This window comes from Agrococcus sp. TSP3-2-1 (genome assembly GCF_049897585.1).
Taxonomy (GTDB): Bacteria; Actinomycetota; Actinomycetes; order Actinomycetales; family Microbacteriaceae; genus Agrococcus.
Window position 1 is genome coordinate 268,006 of record NZ_JAFCWN010000001.1, and the last position, 23,024, is coordinate 291,029.

The 23,024-nt window shown below is 73.0% G+C and carries 22 protein-coding genes, 1 tRNA gene and 1 other RNA gene; 18 read left to right on the forward strand and 6 right to left on the reverse strand.

Annotation, left to right across the window (positions count from 1 at the left end; all coding sequences use genetic code 11):
• Nucleotides 1-13 precede the first annotated feature (13 nt).
• Together pta and ACP7BI_RS01425 are read left to right on the forward strand one after the other, a co-directional pair.
• Nucleotides 14-2,179, forward strand: coding sequence for a phosphate acetyltransferase (pta, locus tag ACP7BI_RS01420; protein ID WP_425843176.1), 2,166 nt, complete (start codon nt 14-16; stop codon nt 2,177-2,179).
• Nucleotides 2,176-3,381 carry an acetate/propionate family kinase gene (locus ACP7BI_RS01425; protein ID WP_425843178.1) on the forward strand — a complete coding sequence of 402 codons (1,206 nt, stop codon included), beginning with the start codon at nt 2,176-2,178 and terminating at the stop codon, nt 3,379-3,381. Before pta ends, ACP7BI_RS01425 begins: the two co-directional genes overlap by 4 nt.
• A gap of 127 nt (nt 3,382-3,508) precedes the next feature.
• Here ACP7BI_RS01425 and ACP7BI_RS01430 read toward each other — a convergent pair whose 3' ends face one another.
• Nucleotides 3,509-4,291 (reverse strand): cytochrome b5 domain-containing protein, encoded by a 783-nt coding sequence (locus tag ACP7BI_RS01430; protein ID WP_425843180.1) that lies wholly within the window; start codon nt 4,289-4,291, stop codon nt 3,509-3,511.
• 97 nt (nt 4,292-4,388) lie between these two features.
• Between ACP7BI_RS01430 and ffs the strand changes: the two genes are divergently transcribed.
• From ffs to ACP7BI_RS01455, 5 genes are all read left to right on the forward strand, one after another.
• Nucleotides 4,389-4,485: signal recognition particle sRNA small type (gene ffs / locus ACP7BI_RS01435), an RNA gene on the forward strand.
• A gap of 64 nt (nt 4,486-4,549) precedes the next feature.
• Nucleotides 4,550-6,856: a DNA polymerase III subunit gamma and tau gene (locus tag ACP7BI_RS01440; RefSeq protein ID WP_425843182.1), complete on the forward strand. Its 2,307-nt coding sequence runs from the start codon at nt 4,550-4,552 to the stop codon at nt 6,854-6,856.
• 3 nt (nt 6,857-6,859) lie between these two features.
• The gene (gene recR / locus ACP7BI_RS01445) at nt 6,860-7,459 is read left to right on the forward strand and encodes a recombination mediator RecR (protein WP_425843184.1); all 600 of its coding nucleotides are present in this window, start codon (nt 6,860-6,862) and stop codon (nt 7,457-7,459) included.
• Nucleotides 7,460-7,526: 67 nt separating this feature from the next.
• Entirely contained in the window at nt 7,527-8,801 is a 1,275-nt protein-coding gene (locus tag ACP7BI_RS01450) for an aspartate kinase (RefSeq protein ID WP_425843186.1), read from the forward strand.
• Nucleotides 8,798-9,874: an aspartate-semialdehyde dehydrogenase gene (locus ACP7BI_RS01455; RefSeq protein ID WP_425843188.1), complete on the forward strand. Its 1,077-nt coding sequence runs from the start codon at nt 8,798-8,800 to the stop codon at nt 9,872-9,874. Before ACP7BI_RS01450 ends, ACP7BI_RS01455 begins: the two co-directional genes overlap by 4 nt.
• A 32-nt stretch (nt 9,875-9,906) precedes the next feature.
• Here the strand turns inward: ACP7BI_RS01455 and ACP7BI_RS01460 are convergent, their stop codons facing one another.
• Entirely contained in the window at nt 9,907-10,263 is a 357-nt protein-coding gene (locus ACP7BI_RS01460) for a hypothetical protein (protein ID WP_425843190.1), read from the reverse strand.
• 102 nt (nt 10,264-10,365) lie between these two features.
• Here ACP7BI_RS01460 and ACP7BI_RS01465 point away from each other — a divergent pair, with 102 nt between their 5' ends.
• Genes ACP7BI_RS01465 through ACP7BI_RS01475 form a run of 3 tightly spaced genes read left to right on the forward strand, consistent with a single transcriptional unit; the run spans nt 10,366 to nt 13,128 of the window.
• A complete protein-coding gene (locus ACP7BI_RS01465) occupies nt 10,366-11,886 on the forward strand; it encodes a malate:quinone oxidoreductase (protein ID WP_211447806.1) in 1,521 nt (506 codons plus the stop codon).
• Nucleotides 11,887-11,896: 10 nt separating this feature from the next.
• Nucleotides 11,897-12,517, forward strand: coding sequence for a helix-turn-helix transcriptional regulator (locus ACP7BI_RS01470; protein ID WP_425843192.1), 621 nt, complete (start codon nt 11,897-11,899; stop codon nt 12,515-12,517).
• Nucleotides 12,518-12,519: 2 nt separating this feature from the next.
• On the forward strand, nt 12,520-13,128 hold the full coding sequence (locus ACP7BI_RS01475; protein ID WP_425843194.1) for a thymidine kinase: 609 nt from the start codon (nt 12,520-12,522) through the stop codon (nt 13,126-13,128).
• A 275-nt stretch (nt 13,129-13,403) separates the two neighbouring features.
• On the opposite strand, the gene ACP7BI_RS01480 is transcribed toward ACP7BI_RS01475, so the two are convergent.
• The 3 genes from ACP7BI_RS01480 to ACP7BI_RS01490 all read right to left on the reverse strand — a co-directional run bounded on the left by ACP7BI_RS01480 (nt 13,404) and on the right by ACP7BI_RS01490 (nt 17,016).
• Nucleotides 13,404-13,477: transfer RNA gene (locus ACP7BI_RS01480), tRNA-Pro, on the reverse strand.
• 46 nt (nt 13,478-13,523) lie between these two features.
• Entirely contained in the window at nt 13,524-14,426 is a 903-nt protein-coding gene (locus ACP7BI_RS01485) for a metallophosphoesterase (RefSeq protein WP_425843196.1), read from the reverse strand.
• Nucleotides 14,427-14,457: 31 nt separating this feature from the next.
• Nucleotides 14,458-17,016: a transglycosylase domain-containing protein gene (locus tag ACP7BI_RS01490; protein ID WP_425843198.1), complete on the reverse strand. Its 2,559-nt coding sequence runs from the start codon at nt 17,014-17,016 to the stop codon at nt 14,458-14,460.
• Nucleotides 17,017-17,066: 50 nt separating this feature from the next.
• Here ACP7BI_RS01490 and ACP7BI_RS01495 point away from each other — a divergent pair, with 50 nt between their 5' ends.
• Nucleotides 17,067-17,234, forward strand: a complete 168-nt coding sequence (locus ACP7BI_RS01495) for a hypothetical protein (protein ID WP_425843200.1) — start codon at nt 17,067-17,069, stop codon at nt 17,232-17,234.
• Nucleotides 17,231-17,689 carry a RidA family protein gene (locus tag ACP7BI_RS01500; RefSeq protein WP_425843202.1) on the forward strand — a complete coding sequence of 153 codons (459 nt, stop codon included), beginning with the start codon at nt 17,231-17,233 and terminating at the stop codon, nt 17,687-17,689. Before ACP7BI_RS01495 ends, ACP7BI_RS01500 begins: the two co-directional genes overlap by 4 nt.
• Before the next feature lie 93 nt (nt 17,690-17,782).
• Here the strand turns inward: ACP7BI_RS01500 and acs are convergent, their stop codons facing one another.
• Nucleotides 17,783-19,726, reverse strand: a complete 1,944-nt coding sequence (acs, locus tag ACP7BI_RS01505) for an acetate--CoA ligase (RefSeq protein ID WP_425843204.1) — start codon at nt 19,724-19,726, stop codon at nt 17,783-17,785.
• Nucleotides 19,727-19,989: 263 nt separating this feature from the next.
• Here acs and ACP7BI_RS01510 point away from each other — a divergent pair, with 263 nt between their 5' ends.
• The 6 genes from ACP7BI_RS01510 (at nt 19,990) to ACP7BI_RS01535 (ending at nt 22,970) form a co-directional block, all read left to right on the forward strand.
• Entirely contained in the window at nt 19,990-20,994 is a 1,005-nt protein-coding gene (locus tag ACP7BI_RS01510; protein ID WP_425843206.1) for a TadA family conjugal transfer-associated ATPase, read from the forward strand.
• On the forward strand, nt 20,991-21,824 hold the full coding sequence (locus ACP7BI_RS01515; protein WP_425843208.1) for a type II secretion system F family protein: 834 nt from the start codon (nt 20,991-20,993) through the stop codon (nt 21,822-21,824). Before ACP7BI_RS01510 ends, ACP7BI_RS01515 begins: the two co-directional genes overlap by 4 nt.
• 29 nt (nt 21,825-21,853) lie before the next feature.
• A complete protein-coding gene (locus ACP7BI_RS01520; RefSeq protein ID WP_425843210.1) occupies nt 21,854-21,982 on the forward strand; it encodes a hypothetical protein in 129 nt (42 codons plus the stop codon).
• Nucleotides 21,983-22,079: 97 nt separating this feature from the next.
• Nucleotides 22,080-22,253: a DUF4244 domain-containing protein gene (locus ACP7BI_RS01525; protein WP_425843212.1), complete on the forward strand. Its 174-nt coding sequence runs from the start codon at nt 22,080-22,082 to the stop codon at nt 22,251-22,253.
• Nucleotides 22,234-22,560, forward strand: a complete 327-nt coding sequence (locus ACP7BI_RS01530; protein WP_425843214.1) for a hypothetical protein — start codon at nt 22,234-22,236, stop codon at nt 22,558-22,560. The genes ACP7BI_RS01525 and ACP7BI_RS01530 overlap by 20 nt, the downstream gene beginning before the upstream one ends.
• Nucleotides 22,561-22,562: 2 nt before the next feature.
• Nucleotides 22,563-22,970: an Rv3654c family TadE-like protein gene (locus ACP7BI_RS01535; protein ID WP_425843216.1), complete on the forward strand. Its 408-nt coding sequence runs from the start codon at nt 22,563-22,565 to the stop codon at nt 22,968-22,970.
• The last annotated feature ends 54 nt before the right edge of the window (nt 22,971-23,024 follow it).

Genomic DNA, 23,024 nt, shown 5'->3' on the forward strand with positions numbered 1-23,024 from the left:
CTAGCCTGGGCCGGTGCCGACCCGCATCGTCATCGCATCGCCCGAAGGCCACGCCGGCAAGTCGATCGTCGCCCTCGGGCTCGTCGAAGCCCTGAGCCGGCGCGTCGAGCGCGTCGGGGTGTTCCGCCCCATCGCCAGGTCGTCCGCCGAGCGCGACGCCGTGCTCGAGCTGCTGCTCGCGCACGACGCCGTCGACCTCTCGTACGAGGAGGCGATCGGCACGACCTACGCGGCGGTGCACGACGACGCCGACGCGGCGCTCGCGACGATCGTCGACCGCTTCCACCGCATCGACGAGCGCTTCGACGCGATCGTGATCGTCGGCTCCGACTACACCGACGTCGGCAGCCCCACCGAGCTCGGCTTCAATGCGCGCGTGGCCGCGAACCTCGGTGCCTCGGTGCTCCTCGTGCTCGGCGGACACCACCCCGAGACCGACGCTCCCCGCTCCGCCGACGAGCTGCGGCAGCTCGCGGAGGTCACGACGGCCGAGCTCGCCGCCTCCCACGCATCCCTCGCGGGCGTCATCGTCAACCGAGCGGACGCATCCGCGATCGACGGCATCCCCGCCGCGATCGCCGACGCCGTGCCGACGGGCGTGCCCGTGTGGTCGATCCCGGAGGATGCGCTGCTGAGCGCGCCGAGCGTCGGCACGCTCTTCCGCGCGACCGAGGCGGAGCTCGTGCGCGGCGACGCCGAGCTGCTCGCGCGCGAGTCGCTCGGCACCGTCGTAGCCGGCATGTCGATGGAGAACGTGCTCGACCGGCTCATCGAGGGCGGCATCCTCGTCACGCCCGGCGACCGCTCCGACGTGCTCGTCGGCACCCTGCTCGCGCAGCAGTCGGGCACGTTCCCCTCGATCGCCGGCATCGTGCTCAACGGCGGCTTCGACCTGCACCCCGCGGTGCAGCGGCTGCTCGACGGCCTCGACCTCGACGTGCCGATCGGCCGCAGCCCGCACGGCACGTACGAGACCGCGCGGCGCATCGCCGTCACGCGCGGCTCGCTCATCGACGGCACGCAGCGCAAGCGCGACGCGGCGCTCGCGCTCTTCGAGCAGCACGTCGACGCTGAGGCGCTCCTCGAGCGGCTCGAGGTCGCGACGACCGACGTCGTCACGCCGCTCATCTTCGAGCACAGCCTCGTCGAGCGAGCGCGCGCCGACGTCCGTCACATCGTGCTCCCCGAGGGCGACGACGACCGCATCCTCCAGGCCGCGTCGACCGTGCTCGCGCGCGGCATCGCGCGGCTCACGATCCTGGGCGACGAGACGTCCATCCGCCAGCGCGCGGCGCGGCTCGGGCTCGACCTCGCCGACGCGCGCATCGTCGCGACCGACGACGCCGAGCTGCGGCCGAAGTACGCGGCGGAGTACCAGCGGCTGCGCGCCCACAAGGGCGTGACGATCGAGCAGGCGATGGAGCGGCTGCTCGACGTCAGCTACTTCGGCACCCTCATGGTGCACGTGGGCGACGCCGACGGGATGGTGTCGGGCGCGGCGCACACGACCGCGCACACCATCAAGCCGTCGTTCGAGACGATCAAGACGAAGCCCGGCGTCTCGGTCGTCTCGAGCGTGTTCCTCATGGCGCTCGCCGACCGCGTGCTCGTCTACGGCGACTGCGCCGTCATCCCAGAGCCGACCGTCGAGGAGCTCGCCGACATCGCCGTCTCGTCGGCGCAGACGGCGCGCGACTTCGGCATCGAGCCGCGCGTCGCGATGCTCTCCTACTCGACGGGGGAGTCGGGCACGGGTGCAGAGGTCGATCGCGTGCGGCAGGCCACGGCGCTCGTGCGCGAGCGCGCGCCGGAGCTGCCGGTCGAGGGACCGATCCAGTACGACGCGGCGGCGGATGCGGCGGTCGCGAGCAAGAAGATGCCCGGCAGCGCGGTGGCCGGGCGGGCGACGGTGTTCGTCTTCCCCGACCTCAACACCGGCAACAACACCTACAAGGCGGTGCAGCGCTCCGCGGGCGCGCTCGCGATCGGACCGGTGCTGCAGGGCCTCAACAAGCCCGTGAACGACCTCTCCCGCGGCGCGCTCGTGAGCGACATCGTCAACACCATCGCGATCACCGCGATCCAGGCCCAAGGGGCGGAGGCGCAGGGTGCTGATGCGCAGGGTGCTGATGCACAGGGTGCGGATGCGCAGGGCGCGGCCCCGGAGGCGAGCGCATGACCCGCTCGGTGTTCGTCATCAACGCCGGCTCGTCGAGCCTCAAGTACCAGCTCGTCGACGTCGACTCCGGGGCGGCGCTCGCGAGCGGGCTCATCGAGCGCATCGGCGAGACGTCGAGCGACGCGAAGCACGAGGTGCCGGGCCGCGATGCCGTCGTCGAGCGGCGCATGATCCCCGATCACGAGAAGGCGTTCGGATGGGTGCTGCACCAGTTCACGGTGCACGGGCCCGACCTCGATGCCGCGCGGCTGCTCGGCATCGGGCACCGCGTCGTGCAGGGCGGCGCGCGCTTCGACCGCGCGGTGCGCATCGACGACGACGTCGCGCAGCAGATCGACGACCTCGCCCCGCTCGCGCCGCTCCACAACCCGGCCAACCTGCAGGGCATCCGCTCGGCGCGGGCGACGTTCGCGGGCTACCCGCACGTGGCGGTCTTCGACACCGCCTTCCACCTCACGATCCCGCCGGCAGCGCACCGCTACGCGATCGAGCAGCGCATCGCCGCCGAGCACCGCGTGCGGAAGTACGGCTTCCACGGCACGAGCCACCAGTTCGTCGCGCGCCGCATGGCCGAGCTGCTCGAGCGCCCGCTCGACGAGGTCAACACGATCGTGCTGCACCTCGGCAACGGCGCGTCGGCGACCGCGGTGCGGGGCGGGCGCAGCGTCGAGACGTCGATGGGCATGACGCCGCTCGCCGGGCTCGTGATGGGCACGCGCTCCGGCGACATCGATCCCGGCGTCATCTTCCACCTGCACCGGGTCGCCGGGCTCTCGGTGGACGAGATCGACACCCTGCTCAACAAGCGCTCCGGCCTGCTCGGCCTCACCGGCACCGGCGACATGCGCGACGTGCTGCAGGCGGCCGACGCCGGCATCCCGCGCGCGGTCGAGGCGCTCGAGATCGTCGGCCACCGGTTGCGCGGCACCGTCGGCGCCTACCTCGCGCACCTCGGCCACACCGACGCGATCGCGTTCACCGCGGGCATCGGCGAGAACGCCACGAGGGTGCGCGAGGTCGCGCTCGCGGGGCTCGAGGGCCTCGGCATCGTGCTCGACCCCGAGCGGAACGCCGGCCGCGGCGAGCGCCGCATCTCGGCCGACGGCTCGCCGATCGAGGTGTGGGTCGTGCCGACGAACGAGGAGCTCGAGATCGCGCGGCAGGTCGCCGCGCTCGTCGACCCCCGAACGCCAGTCGAGTAGCCGCGGCCCGCCGCCCGCCGCCCCCGCGCCCGCGCCGCCCGAGCGCAGAGTGTCGGCACTCCGCGGTCCTGGAGCGCGAAGATCGCAGAGTGCCGGCACTCCGCGCGCAGATGCGCGAGCGCTCGGCTCAGCGCTCCGCGAGCTCCCCGATCGCGAACTGGCTCAGCTGCTCGGTCGGGAGCGCCTGCCCGCCGTGCTGCTCGCCGAAGTCCTCCGACGCATCCGTGCCGCAGATGGCGAGGATACGGTCGGGCCCGCCCGGATGCCGCGCCACCCACGAGGTGACGTCGTAGACGGTGCCCTCGATCGCGACCCAGCACGACGCGGAGTCGTCGTGGCTCGCGACCTCGGCGATCGAGATGTCGTCGCCCTCGCCCTCGTCGTCGGATGCGTCCGGGGAGGGCGAGGATGGCGACTGAGCCGGGGTAGCGGCGACGCGGTCGCCCCACACGGAGGTCGCGCCGGAGTGCCCGGTGAGCACCGCGATGATGACCGCGCCGAGCGCGAGCGTGCCGAGCAGCATGCCGGCGAGCACGCCCATGACGCCCGTCGAGCGGCGGGTGCGAGCGCTGCGGCGCTGCCACAGCCACCACGCGAGGGCGGCGACGAAGAGCACAGCCGAGGTCGCGAGCAGCCAGTTGCCCAGCTGCTCGTGCTGGCCGGGGGAGCCGACGCGCTCGGCGAGGGCCTCGCCCGAGAGCTTCGCGACGAGCGCGCCGACCGCCGCGACGCCGAGGATGCCGACGACCGGCCAGGCGAGCGAGGCGCGCCAGCGCGGGACGACGATGAGCACGAGCAGGCCCAGCGCGCCGAGCGGCAGCAGCACGACGGGCACGTGCACCGCGAGCGGATGCAGCGGCAGGCCGGCGAACAGGTCGAAGGGGCTGTCCGATGCGGCGAGCGGATGCATGCGGCACACGCTACAGCCGCCCCGCTCGCTGAACCGCTCCGTCGCCGCAGGCGGCAGAGCGTGTCGAAGCGCCGCCGGTCGATCGCGCTACGATGGATGCGGCTCCCCGCGTGGCGCCATCCAGGCCAACTCCCCCAGGTCGGAGACGAAGCAAGGGCAACCGGGCTCTGGCGGGTGCGCGGGGAGTCCTTCGTGTCCGGGCACGGATGCCGACCGCCTCGGCTCGGCGAGTCACCGGCGGGAAGTAGCCTGGATCCCATGGTCGCCGCCCTCTACCGCCGCTATCGGCCGGAGTCGTTCTCCGAGCTCATCGGGCAGGCGCACGTGACCGATCCGCTGCGCACCGCGCTGCGCGCCGACCGCGTCAACCACGCCTACCTCTTCTCCGGCCCGCGCGGCTGCGGCAAGACGACGAGCGCGCGCATCCTCGCGCGCTGCCTCAACTGCGCCGAGGGGCCGACCCCCGAGCCGTGCGGGAAGTGCGACTCGTGCGTCGAGCTCGGCCGCGACGGCGGCGGCTCGCTCGACGTCGTCGAGATCGACGCGGCGAGCCACGGCGGCGTCGACGACGCCCGCGATCTGCGCGAGCGCGCGACCTTCGCGCCCAGCCGCGACCGCTTCAAGGTCTTCATCATCGACGAGGCTCACATGGTGACCTCCGGCGGCTTCAACGCGCTGCTGAAGATCGTCGAGGAGCCGCCCGAGCACATCAAGTTCATCTTCGCGACGACCGAGCCCGAGAAGGTCATCGGCACGATCCGCTCGCGCACGCACCACTATCCGTTCCGCCTCATCGCGCCCGCGCCGATGCTCGAGTACGTGCAGCAGCTGTGCGCCGAGGAGGGCGTCGACGCCGACCCCGGCGTGCTGCCCCTCGTGGTGCGCGCCGGCGGCGGATCCGCGCGCGACACCCTGAGCCTGCTCGACCAGCTCATCGCGGGCTCCGACGGGCCGGTCACCTACGCGCACGCGGTCGCCCTGCTGGGCTTCACGCACGGCGAGCTGCTCGACGAGATCGTCGCGGCGCTCTCGGCGACGGATGCGGCGAGCCTGTTCGCGTCGATCGATCGCGTCGTGCAGTCGGGCCAGGACCCGCGCCGCTTCGTCGAGGACCTCCTCGAGCGGCTCCGCGACCTCATCGTCGCGCGCGCCGCGAAGGACCCGGCGGCGATCCTGCACGGCGTGCCCGCCGAGGAGCTCGAGACGCTCGTCGCGCAAGCGCGCGGCTTCGGCGGAGCGGAGCTCTCGCGCGCGGCCGACATCGTCGCGAAGTCGCTCACCGACATGGCGGGCGCCACGAGCCCCAGGCTCCACCTCGAGCTCATGGCGGCGCGGCTGCTCGTGCCCGAGTCGGGCGACCCCGAGGTCGGCACGATCGCGCGCGTCGAGCGGATCGAGCAGCGGCTCGACGGCGCGGCGCCCACGCCCGTCGCGTCCACGCCGGCTGCGGCCGCGCCCGCCGCATCCACGCCGGCCGCGCCTGGACCAGCCGCCCCTGCGCCCGCGACCCCCTCCGCTGCGCCCGCGACCTCCGCGCCGGCTCCCGCGAAGTCGGCCCCCGCGCCGGTGAAGCGTGCTGCTGCTCCGACGCAGTCCCCTCCCGCCGCGGCGCCTTCCGCCCCAGCAGTGGCGCAGTCCGCCCCGGCTGCAGCCGCCGCTTCTGCGCCCGCTCCCGCCCCGCAGCCTGTCACGCGACCCGAAGCGGACCCGATCGCGGCGAGCGGACCCGAGATCTCGGGTCCCCTTGCCGGAACGGGGTCCGCGAACGCTGACGTCACCCCGGCCGCGGCACCGGTCGCGGCGCCCGCCGAGCCGATCACGTTCCAGCAGCTGCGCGACTCGTGGGACGAGGTGCTGCAGAAGCTCGCCGACCAGCAGCGCTCCGCGTGGATGGTCGCGACCGCGATCACGCCCAAGGAGCTGCGGCCCGGCGACGTGCTCGTCCTCGGCTTCCAGTCCGAGGCCGACATCCAGCACTTCCGCGAGTCGCAGGGCGCGAAGCCGAGCGTCGCCGACCTCCTTCGAGCGGCGATCAAGTCGCTGCTCGGCATCGAGGTGAAGTACATCGCCCGAGCCGAGGCCGCGCCGCGCGGCGCGAAGGAGCAGCCCGCCGACGCGGACGACGACGTGCACCGAGGCGCCCCGCCCGCGGCTGCGCAGCCGCGCGTCGCCGCGCCCGCACCGACCACGGCATCCGCCTCGAACCGGCCCGCCGCGACCGCAGCGCCCGGCCCCGTGACGGGCTGGGCCGTCGCGGCGATCCCGAGCGACGCTGAGGCGCCGCCGGAGGACATGCCCGAGCCGCCGCTGCCCGACGAGCCGGAGCCCGACCCGTTCTCGTTCGTGTCGGCGCCCGATGCGCCGGCACCGGCGATGCCCGCGCCGGTCGTCGAGGAGCGCCCCGCGCCGACCGGGCCGTCGCTCGACGAGCTCGCCCGCTCGGCGCCCGCGCCGGAGCCCGCGCTCAGCGCATCGCAGGTCGCGCGCTACGGGGAGGCCGTGGTGCGGGAGGAGCTCGGAGCCGAGCTCATCGAGGAGCGCCCGCGGGTGCGAGGGGAGCGCTAGCGCGTGTACGACGGCATCGTCCAGGACCTCATCGACGAGCTCGGCCGGCTCCCGGGCGTCGGCCCGAAGTCGGCGCAGCGGATCGCGTTCCACATCATCCAGACCGAGTCGTTCGACGTCGACCGGCTCGCGACGATCCTGCAGACCGTGCGGCAGCGGGTGCGCTTCTGCGTCATCTGCGGCAACATCGGCGAGGAGGAGCGCTGCGCGATCTGCCGCGACCCGCGCCGCGTGCCCACGGCGATCTGCGTCGTCGAGGAGGCGAAGGACGTCGTCGCGATCGAGCGCACGCGTGAGTACCGCGGGCTCTACCACGTGCTCGGCGGCGCCCTGAACCCCATGCAGGGCGTCGGTCCCGACCAGCTGCGCGTCGCTTCGCTCATGACCCGGCTGCAGGACGCCTCGGTCCAGGAGGTCATCATCGCCACCGATCCCAACGTCGAGGGCGAGGCCACCGCGACCTACCTCATCCGCACCCTCCTGCCGCTCGGCGTGCGGGTGTCGCGGCTCGCGAGCGGGCTGCCGGTCGGCGGCGACCTCGAGTTCGCCGACGAGATGACCCTCGGTCGCGCCTTCGAGGGACGCCGCACCGTCGAGCGCTGAGGCAGGAGCCGCCGGCGCATGCGGCCGAAGCCTAGACTTGATCAGTCCGGGACGTGTAAGGAGCGGCGTGAGCCTCATCGTGCAGAAGTTCGGCGGGTCCAGCGTGGGCGACGCCGAGGGGATCAAGCGCGTCGCGAAGCGCATCGTCGAATCGCGCAAGCGCGGCGACGACATCGTCGTGGTCGTCTCGGCCATGGGCGACACGACCGACGAGCTCCTCGACCTCGCGAACGCCGTCGTGCCCAACCTGCCGGCCGGGGGCCGCGAGCTCGACATGCTCCTGACCGCGGGCGAGCGCATCTCGATGGCGCTGCTCGCGATGGCGATCAAGTCGCAGGGCGCGGAGGCCGTCTCGTTCACCGGCAGCCAGGCGGGCATGCTCACCGACGACCGCCACGGCTCCGCGCGCATCATCTCCGTCACGCCCGGCCGCGTCCGGCAGGCGCTCGATCGCGGCCAGATCGCGATCGTGCAGGGCTTCGCCGGCTTCAACAAGGTGACCGGCGACATCACGACCCTCGGCCGCGGCGGCTCCGACACGTCGGCCGTCGCGCTCGCCGCGGCGCTCGGCGCCGACGTGTGCGAGATCTACACCGACGTCGACGGAGTCTTCACCGCCGACCCCCGCGTCGTCCCCAGGGCCCGGCGCATCCCCCGCGTCACGAGCGAGGAGATGCTCGAGCTCGCCGCCGCCGGCGCGAAGGTGCTGCACATCCGCAGCGTCGAGTACGCGCGCCGCCACGGCGTCACCCTCCACGTGCGCTCGTCGTTCACGAACGACGAGGGCACCATCGTCTACGACTCGAAGAGAGCTGGTTCCACCATGGAAGAGCCGATGATCGTCGGGGTCGCCCACGACCTGTCCGAGGCGAAGGTCACCGTCGTCGGGGTGCCCGACGTGCCGGGCACCGCCGCACGCATCTTCACGATCGTCGCCGAGACCGGCGCGAACGTCGACATGATCGTGCAGAACGTCTCGGAGGCGGCGACGGGCCGCACCGACATCTCCTTCACGCTCCCGAAGGCGGAGGCCGGGCCCGCGATGCAGGCGCTCGAGGCCGAGCGGGCAGAGGTCGGCTTCGAGTCGATCCAGCACGACGACCAGATCGGCAAGCTCGCCCTCGTCGGGGCGGGGATGCGCACGAACACGGGCGTCTCGGCGCGCCTGTTCCGCGCCCTCTCGGAGGCGGGCATCAACATCGAGATGATCTCGACCTCCGAGATCCGCATCTCGGTCGTCACGCGCGCCGACCAGGTGGTCGAGGCCGTGCGCGTCGTGCACTCGGCCTTCGAGCTCGACGCCGAGCAGGACGCGGTCGTGCACGCTGGGACGGGCCGATGATCCGCCGGCTGGCCGACGAGCCCGGCGAGGCGCGCCCCATCCGCCTCGGCGTGGTCGGCGCGACGGGCCAGGTCGGCGGCGTCGTGCTGCGGCTGCTCGAGCAGGGCTCGCTCGAGCTCGCCGAGCTGCGGCTGTTCGCCTCCGCGCGCTCGGCGGGCACGACGATCGAGTTCCGCGGCCGCGCGATCACCGTCGAGGACGCGGATGCGGCCGACCCGTCGGGCCTGGACGTCGCGATCTTCTCGGCGGGCGGCAGCACCTCGAAGCGCCTCGCGCCCCGGTTCGCCGAGGCGGGCGTCATCGTGGTCGACAACTCGTCCGCCTGGCGGATGGACCCGGAGGTGCCGCTCGTCGTCTCCGAGGTCAACCCGCACGCGATCACCGGCGCGGTCAAGGGCATCATCGCGAACCCCAACTGCACGACCATGGCGGCGATGCCGGTGCTCAAGCCGCTCGATCGCGAGGCCGGACTCGTGCGCCTCGTGGTCGCGACGTACCAGGCGGTCTCGGGCTCCGGCCTCGCGGGCGTCGACGAGCTGCGCGGCCAGCTCGAGCGCGCCGCGGCGCAGGCGCCCGAGCGGCTCACCCACGACGGCGGCGCCGTCGAGATGGGAGAGCCGGGCGTCTACCGCGAGCCCATCGCGCACAACGTGCTGCCCTTCGCGGGAAACCTCGTCGACGACGGCTCGGCCGAGACCGACGAGGAGCAGAAGCTGCGCAACGAGTCGCGGAAGATCCTCGAGCGTCCCGAGCTGCGCGTCGCGGGCACGTGCGTGCGCGTGCCCGTCTTCACCGGCCACTCGCTCGCGATCCACGCGGAGTTCGAGCGCGAGCTGTCGCCCGAGCAGGCGGCGGCGGTGCTCGAGGGCGCCCCCGGCGTCGAGCTCGTCGAGATCCCGACCCCGCTGCGGGCTGCCGGGGCCGACGTCTCGCTCGTGGGACGCATCCGCGCCGATCAGTCGGCCGAGCCCGGCAAGGGGCTCGTGCTGTTCGTCGCGAACGACAACCTGCGCAAGGGCGCCGCGCTCAACGCGGTGCAGCTCGCCGCGCTCGTCGCGCGCCTGCTCGACTGACGAGGCGCGGGCCGGAGCCCGCGCATCGCGCGTCAGAGCGGGTTCTGCGGGCCGTCGACGGGCTCGTCGTCGGCCGCGGCGTCCGTGCCGTCCTCGGCCTGCGGCCCGCCGGCGTCGGGATCGGTCGCCACGTCGACCCACTCGGTCGCGACGTCGCCGCCGCCGCCCGAGTGCGACGCGGTCGCCGCCTCGCCGTCGCGAGAGGGCTCGTCGCGCCCGCCGTCGCCCTCGCCGCCCTTGGCGCCGGCGACGCGGTGCCGAGCCTCGGCCGCCCGCTCGCCGAGCGCGCGACCGGCGCCCTGCGTCGACTCGCCCAGGTGCGATGCCGTGTCCTTGACCCACTCGGCCGCCTCGCCGAGCCGACCCTTCGCCTCATCCAGGATTCCCATGGTGGCTCCTTCCGCCGTCGGATGGCTCAGGCTAGGCCGAGGATGCTGGACGCGAGCACGGCGCGAGGCGTGCTTCATGGGCGAACGTCCTAGAATCTCGGTGTGACCAAGACCATCGACGTCGCCCTCATCGGCGGAGGCATCATGAGCGCCACGCTCGGTGCGCTCCTCCACCGCCTCGAGCCCTCCTGGAGGATCGAGGTGTTCGAGCGGCTGCCGAAGGTCGGCATGGAGTCCTCCGACCCGTGGAACAACGCGGGCACGGGGCACGCGGCGCTCTGCGAGCTCAACTACATGCCCGAGGGCCCCGACGGCTCGATGACCGCCGCGAAGGCGATCGACATCAACGAGCAGTTCCAGCTCTCCCGTCAGCTGTGGGCGTCGTTCGTCGAGGACGGCACGCTGCCCGACCCCAAGGGCTTCATCTCGCCCACGCCGCACATGACCTTCGTGTGGGGCGACGCGAACGTCGACTACCTGCGCCGCCGCTGGGAGCTGCTGAAGGACGAGCCGCTCTTCGCGGGCATCGAGTTCTCCGAGGACCCAGAGGTCATCCGCGAGTGGGCGCCCACGCTCATCCCGGGCCGGAAGAAGTCGCAGCGCATCGCCGCGACCCGCTCGACCGACGGCACCGACGTCGACTTCGGCGCGCTCACCCGGATGCTGCTCGCGAAGCTCGTCGAGGACGGCGCGAAGGTCTACACCGACACGACCGTCACGGGGCTCAAGCGCCGCTCCGATGGGCTGTGGCGCTTGAAGCTGCGCCATGAGGTGGGCCAGAACAGCACCGAGATCCACGCGCGCTTCGTCTTCGTCGGCGGCGGCGGCGGAGCGCTGAAGCTGCTGCAGAAGTCGCGCATCCCCGAGGCAAAGGGCTTCGCCGGGTTCCCGATCACGGGCGCGTTCCTCCGCACCGACAACCCCGAGGTCGTCGCGCGCCACAACGCGAAGGTCTACGGCAAGGCGAGCGTCGGCGCCCCACCGATGTCGGTGCCGCACCTCGACACGCGCGTCGTCGATGGCGAGGCGAGCCTGCTCTTCGGCCCCTATGCGGGCTGGAGCCCGAAGTACCTGAAGACCGGCTCGTACACCGACATGTTCGAGACGATCAAGGGCCACAACCTCTACCCGATGATCCGGGCCGGCCTTGCGAACCTCGACCTCGTCGGCTACCTGATGGGAGAGGTGTTCGCGACCCGGACGCAGCGGCTCGAGGCGCTCCGCGAGTTCATGCCCAACGCGAAGGACGAGGACTGGCGCCTCATCACGGCCGGGCAGAGGGTGCAGGTCATGAAGAAGGACCCGGAGAAGGGCGGAGTGCTGCAGTTCGGCACCGAGGTGGTCACCGGCGCCGACGGCACGATCGCCGGCCTGCTCGGGGCCTCCCCGGGCGCCTCCACCGCCGTGCACATCATGCTCACGATCTTCGAGCGCTGCTTCCCCGAGCGGCTGCCCGCATGGCGCCCGAAGCTCCAGCAGCTCATCCCGAGCTACGGGAGCAAGCTCAACGACGATCCCGAGGCCGCGCGCGAGACGCTCGAGCGCACCGCGCGCGTGCTGCGGCTCGTCGATGCCCCGAGCGCCGAGCTCGAGGCCGCGGGCGCGTCCCGCGCGATCGCCTGACAGGACCACCATGAGCAACACCGGCGCGCCTCCCCAGCGGCGCAAGGTCAGCGTCGTCGCCCCGCCGACGACCGCTGCCAGTCTGCGGGCTGCGATCGCAGCCGAGCCCCGGCTCGAGCTCGTCGCGGCCGCCGAGCGATTCGTCGACCTGGTGCGGGCGAAGGAGTTCCCCGGCGACGTCGTGCTCCTCGTCGAGCCCGCCGGCGCCCCGCTGCTCGCGCACGCGCGCACCGCGATCACCGCTGGCGCGGCCGTCGTCGTCCACAGCGACGCCGACCACGGGCTTCGCGAGTCGCTCGAGACCGCGGGCGCCGTCATCGTGACCGAGGGCGCCTCCCCGGCCGAGGTCGCGCGCTCGTGCGCCGGGGTGGACCGCGCCGCCCGCAGGCGACGACCGCGGGCGATCGACCCGGCCGACCGCCGGCCGCGTCTCTCGCACAGCGAGCGCCGCGCGCTCGCCCACTACGTGCAGGGCCACTCGACCGTGCAGGTCGCGGCCGAGATGGGCGTCGGCTACGAGACCGCGAAGACGTTCCTCCGCCGGGTGCGCGCGAAGTACGCCGCGCTGGATCGCCCGGCCGGCAAGCGCGCCGAGCTCATCTCGCGCGCTGAAGAGGACGGCATCCTGTAGGGATGGCGAAGCTCTACTTCCGGTACGGGGCGATGAACTCCGGCAAGTCCACCGGCCTCCTGCAGGCGGCGTTCAACTACGAGGAGCGCGGCCAGCGCGTGCTGCTCGCGAAGCCGGCGACCGACACGAAGGGCGCGCGCGAGATCGTCTCGCGGCTCGGCGTGACGCGCGAGGTCGACTTCCTCGTCGCGCACGACCAGTCGGTGATGGATGCGTTCGACGCCGCGGCGGCGCGGGACGACGCCCGTGTCGCGTGCCTGCTCGTCGACGAGGCCCAGTTCTTCCGCCCCGAGCAGGTCGACGAGCTGCTCCGCGTCGCCGTCGAGCGCGGCGTCCCGGTGCTCGCGTACGGCATCCGCACCGACTTCCTCACGCACGCGTTCCCCGGCTCGGCGCGGCTGCTCGAGCTCGCGCACTCGCTCGAGGAGCTCAAGACCATCTGCCGCTGCGGACGCAAGGCGCTGTTCAACGGCCGCAAGGTGGGGGAGCGGTTCGTCTTCGACGGCGACCAGGTCGCGATCGACGGCGAGACGGTCACCTACGAGTCGCTGTGCGCGTCGTGCTACCTCGAGGAGTCGGGCGGGCGGTTGGGCGCTGCTGCCGCTCGTTGAGCGGCCGTCTCGCTCCACCCGCTCGTCGAGTAGCCGCCGGAGGCGGCGTATCGAGACGTCGTCGCGGCGACAGCGAGTCCGTGGTCGGGTCCGGCGGAGCGGTGCTCCGCCGGGAGGCTGGGGACCGGTGACAGCGGAATCCGCGCGGCTCGCGACCGCTTCGCGGCCGCTCGAACCGGCGGATTCCGTATGAACCTACGGTTCAAATCCCGTCACGACAGCCCGAGAGACGACGAGAGGGCCCCTGCCTTCGGCAGGAGCCCTCTCGTCGTCTGTCGGGGTGACAGGATTTGAACCTGCGACCTCGTCGTCCCGAACGACGCGCGCTACCAAGCTGCGCCACACCCCGGTGCTGCCCGACTCGAGCCTAGGCTCGCCCGCGCAACCGCACCAGTCTACCCGACGTCGCGGGGCACGAGCGACATCACGACCGCCTCGGGCGGCGTGCCCAGCCGGAACGGCGCGAAGATCGACGCGCCGATGCCCTGCGAGACGCCGAGCGGCACCGAGCGACCCTCGTGGCTCCACGTGCTCAGCCCCGATGCCTGCTCGCGGGGGATGTCGCAGTTCGTGACGATCGCGTGCCCGCCCGGCACCCGCACCTGGCCGCCGTGCGTGTGCCCCGCGAGGATCGCATCCGCCCCGAGGTCGACGAAGGCATCGAGGATGCGTCGGTAGGGCGCGTGCGTGATGCCGAGCGTCGTGCGCGGCGCGTCGCCGAGCGCCTTCCGCATGCGCGAGATGGCGGCCTCGGTCTCGTCGAGCCGATCCCACGAGCGGTGCGGGTCGGCGACGCCGAAGGCGGCGACCGTCGTGCCCTTGACCTCGATCGCGCGCGCCGAGTTGTTGACGTCGAGCCAGCCGAGGCCCTCGTACGCGCGCTCGAGCGCCGCGAGGTCGAGCCGCTCGGGCCCGCTGCCAGCGGGCTCCTTCGACGGCCCGGCGAAGTAGCGCAGCGGGTTCTTCAGCTGCGGACCGAAGACGTCGTTCGAGCCGTGCACGAAGAAGCCGGGCACGCCCTGGAAGACGCGCAGCGCATCCGCCAGCACCGGCACGGCCGCGCTGTGACCGAGGCTGTCGCCGGTGTTGACGACGAGGTCGGGCTCGACCGAGGTCAGCCCCTCGAGCCACTCGAGCTTCGCCCGCTGCCACGGCGCGAGGTGGATGTCGGCGAGGTGCAGCAGCGTGAGGGGGCGGGCGCCGGTGGGCAGGATCCGGAGCTCTTCACGACGGATGCGGAAGGCTCGCGGCTCGATCGCGGTCGCGTAGGCGCCCACGGCGGCGCCGGCCGCGAGCACGCCGCCGACGACTGCGCCGAGGGCCCTCGGGCTAGCAGCCAGGGTCGCCCCCGGAGGCGTTCGAGCCCACGACGAGCGAGATCGGGTCGGTCGGCTCGCCTGGGCTGCCCGCGAGCGGGTTCTGCGCCAGCACGGTGCAGAGGTTGCTCTCACCGTGGTCCTGCCACGTCACCTGCACGAGCGCGGGGTCGAAGCCCGCGTCGGCGAGCGTCGCCCTCGCGTCGGCGAGCGACTGCGCGACCACGTCGGGCCACGCCTGCGCCCCTTCCGGCGCTTGCGATGGGCTCGCGGCCGCGGTGCCGCTCGAGGGGTAGATGATGATCGGCGTCGAGGTCGTCACGAGCGCACCGGCGCCCGGGGCGGTGTACTCGACGCTGCCCTCGGCCTGCGAGCCCGCGACCGGGTCTGCGACCTGCACCGTGAACCCGGCCGCCTCGAGCGACGCCTTGGCGGCGTCGACCGACTGGCCGCTCACGTCCGGCAGCTCGCTCGCGTTGCCGCGCACCGTGTCGGCGTCGGGCGCGAGGAACTGCCCGCCGGGGTAGCGGGCGATCGCCTCGCCCATCGCCGTCCGGAAGATCGTCGAGCGCACGTTCCAGCGCGGCTGGAGCGAGTAGTTGCCCACGATGTTGCCGACCCAGACCGCCGTCGCGACGGTCGGGCTCGAGCCGTTGACCCACGTCTGCACGACCCCGTTCGTCGTTCCCGTCTTCGAGATGACCGGCGTCGAGCCGGGCGGGCGGTTGATGGGGTTGCGCTCGGTGACGGTCGTCAGGACTGACTGCAGGACCGACGCGACCTGGGGCGAGATGGCCTCCTCGCACTCCTGGACCGGCGGCTGCACCTCGGTGCCGTCGCGCGCGACGATGCGGTCGATCGCGAGCGGCTTGCAGTAGATGCCGCCGTTCGCGATCGTCGCGAACGCCGACGCCATGCCCATCGGCGTGACGTTGGATCCCGAGCCGATGACGGCCGGGGCGAAGATGTCCCACTCCCCGTCGGCTTCGGCGGGGTACGCCCCCATGCGCTCGGCGGTCTCGTGGATGTCGCACAGGTCGAGCTCGCTCGCCATCCGCGCGATGCCGGTGTTGACGGAGTTCACCATGATCTCCGTCGGCGTCATGCGGGTGTACTCGTTGCCCTCGTTGTTCTGCGGGTTCCACGCCTCCGAGCGCAGACCCGTGCATTCGGCGCGGAACGAGCCCGCCGGCCACTCGGAGCGCGTGGCATCCAGCTGCTGGTTGACCGAGTGCCCGTCGATGACCCACTGCGCGAGCGTGAAGACCTTGAAGCCCGAGCCCGGCTGGAACCCGCTGGAGCGGCCGTGCTCGAAGTCGGCGTTGAAGTTGACCGCCGTGCCGGTGGGCGCGTGGTCGGTGCGGCTGTCGTAGTCCTTGTTCTGCACCATCGTCAGGATGCGGCCGGTGCCGACCTCGAGCTGCGTGACGGCGGCGCCGGACTGCCAGCGGGTCTCGTCGTTCGGCACCTGCGCGTCGACGACCTGCTGCACCGAGTCGTTGAGATCGAGGTCGATCGACGTGAAGATCTGGTAGCCGCCCTGCGCGAGCGCGCGCGCGTTGTCCTCCGGGGTCGCGCCGAGGATGTGGTGGCCGTCGACCTGGTCGACCGCGAGCACGCGCTGCACGTAGTCGCAGAAGAACCGCGCGGAGTCGTAGCCGGCGATGCAGCCGTTGTTCGGCGGCTGGATGTTGACGAAGCTCTCATCGACCGGGATGGCGAGCGCGGCATCGCGCTCCTCGGCGGTGATGAAGCCCTCCGAGGCCATGTTGCGGATGATGAAGTCGCGTCGCTCCTGGTTGCGCGCGAAGTTGTCGGCGTTGAAGAGGTTGCGGATCGACGGGTTCTGCACCGTCGCGATGAGCGCCGCCGACTCCGCGACCGAGAGCTCCGCCGCCGGCTTGCCGAAGATGCGCTGCGCGCCCGACTCGATGCCGTAGACGTTGCCGCCGAAGTTCGCGATGTTGAGGTAGGCGAGCAGGATCTCGTTCTTCGTGTAGCGCTGCTCAAGGCTGATCGAGAGTCGCATCTCGGCGAGCTTGCGCTGGTACGACTCGGTGTACTGCTGGTCGCACACCGCTTGCGCGGCCTCGTCATCCGAGAGGCACGCGTCGATCGCGATCTGCTGGCGCACGAGCTGCATCGTGAGCGTCGATGCGCCCGAATCTCCGCCGAAGCCGAGCTGCGACAGGCCCGCGCGCACGACTGAGGGGGCGTCGACCCCGCTGTGCGAGTAGTAGCGGCGGTCCTCGCCGGCGACGAGCGCGTCGACCGCGGTGCGCGGCACCTGCTGCCACTGCAGCACCTGGCGGTCCTGGCTGTAGAACTGCGCGATCTCGACCGGCTGCCCGTCGCGGAGGCCGTAGATGCGGTTGCGCTCGGCCTGCTGGGTGATCTGCGAGTACGTCGGCAGGCTCTCGAAGATGTCGAGGCCGCTGTTCGCGGTGCTCGACGCGACCGCCAGGGCAGGGGTGAGCGTCGCCGAGACGAGGATGCCGGCGATCGCGCTGAACCCGATGAGACCCAGGAGGGAGCCGAGCAGGCTTCCTGGCTTGTGACGTGAAGCGGCCATAGCATACGAGGGTACGGCACCGACCTATGAGAGCTGAGGGCTGCAGAACGATGGCGACCACGACTTGGGAGTACGCGACGACGCCGCTGCTCATCCACCGCGAGACGGCGATCCTCAACACCTGGGGAGCCGACGGATGGGAGCTCGTGCACGTCGCGAACGGCCCCGAGGGCGGGCTCGTCGCGTTCCTGAAGCGCCCGATCGGGGCCGGCGCGTGAGCATCGCGCAGCGGCTCGAGGAGCTCGGCTTCCAGCTGCCCGCGGTCGTCCCGCCGGTCGCGTCCTACGTGCCGGCGGTCTCGGCGAACGGCTTCGTCTACACCTCCGGCCAGCTGCCGATGGTCGACGGGCAGCTGCCCCGCACCGGCAAGGTCGGCGCTGAGGTCTCGGCCGACGAGGCGATGCTCGATGCGAAGCAGTGCGCGCTCAACGCGCTCGCCGCGATCGACGCCGAGATCGGCTCGCTCGACCGCATCACGCGCATCGTGAAGGTCGTCGGCTTCGTCGCCTCGGCGGATGGGTTCCACGGCCAGCCGGGCGTCGTCAACGGCGCGAGCAACGTGCTCGGCGAGATCTTCGGCGACGCAGGCAAGCACGCCCGCAGCGCCGTCGGCGTCGCGGAGCTGCCGCTCGGCGCGCCCGTCGAGGTCGAGGTCATCGCCGCTTTCGCCTGACCTGCCGATCGTCGAGTAGGCCCGCAGGGCCGTATCGAGACGGGGCGACCGGTCTCGACGCGCGCCTGCGGCGCTACTCGACCAACGGGGCGGCTACCGCAGCTGGGAGCGGATCGCCTCGACCACGCCCTGGTCGGCGAGCGTCGTCGTGTCGCCGAGGTCGCGGCCCTCGGCGAGGTCGCGCAGCAGCCGCCGCATGATCTTTCCCGAGCGGGTCTTCGGCAGGTCGGGCACGATGAACACCTGCCGCGGCCGCGCGATCGCGCCGATGTCGCTCGCGACGTGCTGGCGCAGGATCTGCTCCGCCTCCTCGATGGAGTGCTCGCGGGACGCGGACTGCTTCAGGATCACGAATGCCACGACCGCCTGGCCCGTCGTCGCATCCGTCGCCCCCACCACGGCCGCCTCGGCGACGCCGTCGTGCGCGACGAGCGACGACTCGATCTCGGCCGTCGAGAGCCGGTGGCCCGAGACGTTCATGACGTCGTCGACGCGGCCGAGCAGCCAGATCTCGCCGTCCTCGTCCTTGCGGGCGCCGTCGCCCGCGAAGTACTTGTCGCCGAACTTCTCCCAGTACGTCTCGCGGTAGCGCTCGTCGTCGCCGTGGATCGTGCGCAGCATCGACGGCCACGGGCTCGTCACGACGAGCAGCCCGCCCTCGCCGTCGCCGACCGAGGCGCCCGACTCGTCGAGCACGTCGATCTCGATGCCCGGGATCGGTACTTGCGCGCTGCCGGGCTTGAGCGTCGTCACCGCGGCGAGCGCCGAGATCATGATCGCGCCGGTCTCGGTCTGCCACCACGTGTCGACGACCGGCGTCGTGCCGCCGCCGACGACGTCGCGGTACCACATCCACGCCTCGGGGTTGATGGGCTCGCCCACCGTGCCGAGCACGCGCAGGCTCGAGAGGTCGCTCGACTGCGTGTGCTGGCGGCCGAGCTTCATGAAGGTGCGGATGGCCGTGGGCGCGGTGTAGAAGATCGTGACGCCGTAGCGCTCGATGATCTGCCACGGCCGCTCGGGCGTCGGGGTGTCGAAGGTGCCCTCGTGCATGACCTGCGTCGTGCCGTTCGCCATCGGTCCGTAGACGACGTAGCTGTGCCCGGTGACCCAGCCGATGTCGGCGGTGCACCAGTAGACGTCGGTCTCGGGCTTGAGGTCGAAGACGTGCCGGTGGGTGAACGAGGTCTGCGTCAGGTAGCCGCCGCTCGTGTGCAGGATGCCCTTCGGCTTCCCGGTCGTGCCGGAGGTGTAGAGGATGAAGAGCGGGTGCTCGGCGGGAAAGCCTTGCGCCTCGTGCTCGTCCGACGCATCCGCCATCGCGTCGTGGTACCAGACGTCCCGGCCCTCCACCCAGGCGATCTCGTTCTCGCCGCGCTGGACGACGAGCACGTTCGTGACGCCGTGGCCCGGCTCGCGGAGCGCCTCGTCGACGGTCGGCTTGAGCGGGAAGACCTTGCCCTTGCGCCACGCGCCGTCGGTCGTGATGACGAGCGTCGCGCCCGCATCGTCGATGCGGCTGCGGAGGTTGGAGGGGCTGAAGCCGCCGAAGACGGCGGTGTGCACGGCGCCGATGCGGGCGCACGCGAGCATCGCGGCGACGGCCTCGGGCAGCATCGGCAGGTAGATCGCGACGCGGTCGCCGGCCTTGACGCCGAGCGACGTCAGCACGTTCGCGAGCCGCTTCACCTCGGCGGTCATCTCGGCGTAGGTGATGGTGCGGCGGTCGCCGGGCTCGCCCTCCCAGTGCAGCGCGACCCGATCGCCGTTGCCTGCCTCGACGTGGCGGTCGAGGCAGTTGACGGCCACGTTGAGCGTGCCGTCGTGGAACCACCGCGCGTGCGGCGGCTGCCAGTCGAGCACCTCGGTGAAGGGCGTCTCCCAGTGCAGCTCGCGCGCCTGCTCCGCCCAGAACCCGAGGCGATCCTCGGCCGCGTGCTCGTAGAGCTCTGCAGTGGTCGTCGACTCGCTCGCGAGCGCCTCCGGCGGCGCGAATCGGCGGGTCTCGGTGAGCAGGTGATCGATGCGGTCCGACACTGGCGTTCTCCTGACTTCTTCGTCCGCGGTCGAGTCTATGCACGCGCCGATGCGCGCGCCGCCGTGCTGCTCCCGGTTGCGCATGATTGCGTGCCTAGCATTGCGTCGTCGGCCCTGCCGACGCGAGCAGGTGACCGACGGATCCCCCATCCGTACTCCTGCGGCGGCGTCCTCTTCCCCCGGTGGGCGCCGCCTCGCTCGTCCTCCACAGGCGGATGCGTCGGGCCGGCGGAGTCGCGGTCACGCGGCTACCGTGCGCTCTCGTGCAGGTTCGATCGCGGGGCGTCCCCTTCGTCGCCGGTGCTGAGCGCGCGGTCGACGTGGGGCCGGCGCGGACGAGCGCGGCCGGCGCGCCGCTGCGCGAGTTCGCCGAGCTCGCACCGCTCGTGGCGGAAGCGGCGGTGACGGATGTGTTCGTCACCGGCGGGCAGGTGTGGGTCGACCGCGGCGCGGGCGCCGAGCGCGCGCCGGTGCGGCTCGCGCCGGAGCGGGCGCGGGCACTCGCGGTCGCCCTCGTCGCGGCGGGCGGCCGGCACGTCGACGAGGCGACGCCGTGCGTCGACGTGCGGCTGCACGACGGCATCCGCGTGCACGCCGTGCTGCCGCCGATCGCGGTTGCCGGCGCACAGCTCTCGATCCGGCTGCCGCGGGTGCACCCGCTCTCGCTCGACGAGCTCGATGCGGGCGGCTGCTTCGCGGACGTGCCGCTCGATCGGGTGCGCGAGCTCGTCGAGCACCGTGCGAACGTGCTCGTGACCGGTGCGGCGGGCTCGGGCAAGACGACGCTGCTCGGCGCGATGCTCTCGAGCGCATCGTCCGCCGAGCGCATCGTGACGATCGAGGACGTCGCCGAGCTGCGCATCCGGCACCCGCACGTCGTCGCGCTCGAGGCGCGGCAGGCGAACGCCGAGGGCGCCGGCGCGATCGGCCTCGAGCAGCTCGTGCGCGAGGCGCTGCGGATGCGGCCCGACCGGCTCGTGCTGGGCGAGTGCCGCGGCGCGGAGGTGCGCGAGCTGCTCTCGGCGCTCAACACCGGGCACGACGGCGGCGCGGGCACCCTGCACGCCAACTCGCTCGACGACGTCCCCGCCCGGCTCGAGGGGCTCGGTGCGCTCGCCGGCCTCTCGCCGCCGGCGCTCGCGCGACAGGCGGTGAGCGCGCTCGACGCGGTGCTGCACGTCGAGCGCGACGCGCACGGGCGCCGCCGGGTCGCCGCGATCGGGGAGCTCGCGCTCGACGGTGAGCGGCTCGTGGTGCGCCAGCGATGAGCGGCGGGGCCGCCGGGCTCGACGAGACCGCCACGACCGTGCACCGGCTCGCCGCGCTCGTGGAGGGTGGCTTGCCGCTCGCGCGTGCGTGGACGGAGCTCGGCACGGATGCGTCGGCGCTCGACGCGCGATCCGGCGGCCTCGTGCGCGCGGTGCTCGCCGTCGCCGGCGAGTCGGGCGCACCGATGGCACCGACGCTCGAGCGGCTGGCCGGGCTGCTGCGCGAGCAGGCGGCGCAGCGGCGCGCGCTCGAGGCTGCGCTCGCGGGGCCGCGCGCGACCGCGCGGCTCGTCATGCTGCTGCCGGTCGTCGGGCTCGGCTTCGGGCTCGCGCTCGGGCTCGACGTGCTGGGCGCCGCGACCGGCGGCGGGGTCGGTTCGTGGTCGATCGCCGCCGGCGGGCTGCTGATGGTCGGAGCGTGGGGATGGTCGCGGGCGATCGTGCGTCGCGCCGCGCGCGGCGATCCGGCGCCAGGGTTCGCGCTCGACCTCGTCGCGGTGGCGCTCGCGGGCGGCGGCGCAGCGGATCGCGCGCGAGCCGCGGCGGCTCGCGCGCTCCGCGATGCGCGGCTCGAGGCGAGCGGCTGGGACGACCTCGACGCGGCGCTCGCGCTCGCCGAGCGCGCCGGAGTGCCGGTGCGCGGGCTGCTGCTCGCCGAGGCGACCGCCGCTCGCACGCGTGCCCGGCTCGACGGCGAGGCGCGTGCGCAGCGCGCGGCGGTGCAGCTCGCGCTGCCGCTCGGCGCGTGCGTGCTGCCCGCCTTCACGCTGCTCGCCATCGTGCCGCTCGTGGTGTCGATGCTCGACGGCGCGCTCGCGCCGCTCGGGTGAGCGAGCGCCGCGTCGGCTAGGTTCGGGTCATGCGCAACGCCTGGAACGCCGTCGTCAACTGGATCGCTGCGCTCTTCGCGAGCTCCGCCGGTGCTCCGCACCCCATGGTCGCGACGGACGACGTCGGTCCCTCGGACGAGCGCTCGCCCGAGCGCTGAGCACTTCGACTCGGCGCTCTCCACAGGCGCGCCCGCGGGCCGCTCGCGCTCACCGGCTCCTGCCGCACCCTTGGCCTCCTGAGGGAAGGAGGCGAGCATGCGGATGCTCGAGAGGCTCGCGCACGAGGAGGACGGCGCGGCGACCGCCGAGTACGTCATCGCCACGATGGCCGCGGTCGGGTTCGCGGGGCTGCTGGTGGTGATCCTGCGCTCCGACGAGGTGCGAGCGGTGCTGACCGACATGGTCCAGCGTGCGCTCACCGTGCAGTAGCGCGCGCCGCGGCGAGCTCGGTGCGGTCACGGCCGAGCTCGCTGCGGCGCTCCCGGCGGCCGTGCTCGCGATCGGGCTCGCCGTCGCTGCGGTCGCCGCTGCGGCGGCGCAGGTCGGGCTCGAGCAGTCGGCGGGCGCCGCAGCGAGGGCGGCGGGAAGAGGCGACGATCCTGCGGCCTACGCCGACGGGGCGGCGCTGCGGCTCGAGGGGGACGGCGAGCTCGTGTGCGCGGTGCTCGAGCGGCCCGCGCTCGCGGGAGCGCTGACGCTCGTCGCGCGGAGCTGCGCGCACGGCGAGGGCAGGTAGCGGTGGCGTCTCGATACGGCCCTGCGGGCCTACTCGACGAACGGGCGCGGGGCCCACTCGACCACGGGGAGGGGGAGTGGGACGACGAGCGGGGGAGCGGCGCCGTGCTCGCGCTCGCGGTCGCGATGGCGGCGCTCCTGCTCGGGCTGCTCGTCGTGGGCGCGGGCACCGCATCCATCGCGCAAGCGCGGGCGGCCGCGGCGGCCGACGCCGGCGCGCTCGCGGCCGCGGATGCGCTCTCCGGCTACGCCGACGGCGCGCCGTGCGGGCTCGCGCAAGCGGTCGTGGGAGCGAGCGGCGCACGGCTCGAGCGCTGCTCGCTGCGCGGTCTCGAGGCGAGCGTGACGGTCGTCGTCCCGGTCGGTCCGTGGCACGCATCCGCCACCGCTCGGGCCGGTCCGCCGCCGTGAGAGCGCAACGACTGCATGTGTATTGTGTCGAGGTGATCCTCTCGGATCGATCCC